Source organism: Wolbachia endosymbiont of Wuchereria bancrofti, from assembly GCF_002204235.2.
Taxonomy (GTDB): domain Bacteria; phylum Pseudomonadota; class Alphaproteobacteria; order Rickettsiales; family Anaplasmataceae; genus Wolbachia.
Genome location: NZ_NJBR02000074.1, coordinates 1 through 882, shown reverse-complemented (window position 1 = coordinate 882; position 882 = coordinate 1). Strand labels below are relative to the sequence as shown.

The 882-nt window shown below is 34.4% G+C and carries 1 protein-coding gene; it reads left to right on the top strand.

Going from position 1 to position 882, the window contains the following annotated elements; all coding sequences use genetic code 11:
* Positions 1 to 573: 573 nt before the first annotated feature.
* The coding region (locus tag CCY16_RS06380) for an IS66 family transposase (RefSeq protein WP_245800779.1) at positions 574 to 882 on the top strand (309 nt) is incomplete at its 3' end.

The window sequence follows — 882 nt, the reverse complement described above, 5'->3', positions numbered from 1 at the left end:
CCTAAGTGGCTTTTTTATTAACTCGAAAAGAAAAGTACAGCAAATTTTAAGCAGTATATTTAACCTCAATATAAGTCTTAGTTTAGTATCAAAGACTGAGCACAGAGTATCAAAAAGATGCGCATCTGAATATGAGGAAATGAAGGAAGAATTGAAAGAAACCTGCGTATAGATGAAACATGGCACAGAAATCAAGGGGGAAAGAGGCTGGGTTGGGTAATACAAAACAAACAAAGCGCTGACACTTCTAAAGATAACCGAGTCTCGTGGCAAGAAGGTGTTGAAAAGTTTACTGCCAAAATACAATGGCATAGTTGTAAGCAACAATACGCTGCGTACAATTATTTTAGTCTTGAAAATAGACAGATATGTTGGACACATTTGGCAAGAGATTTTGAAAGATTTGCCTATAGTAAAAATATTGAAGTGAGCAAAATTGGCCAGATGCTCAAGTTACTCAGCAACAGAGTATTTGTGGTACAAAAGGCAAAAAAATAAAATTTAGTAGATGATTTAAGATTTTATCAACTAATGTGAAAAATTTGAAAAAGGGTAGAACATCTTTTGTGTAAAATGACTGGGGTTATAAATGGTACTCAAGCTTTGAGGATGGCTGCCAAGATGTTAAGATCTGAGGATATGATATGGAAGTTTTTACGAAAACCTGAAGTGATAGATACAACTAACAACTTTGCAGAACGGCAAATGAGGCGCTATGTAATCTATTGTAAGAACAGCTTTTTCACTTGGTCAGAACGTGGAGAAAGATTCATAAAAGAATGTTGTCGATATTTTAACTTCATGTCTAAATGGCCAAAATTCCTTTCAAAAGGAACAGAATCTAGTAACTGTTACTGCTTAATTCTTTATTCATTTCCACAA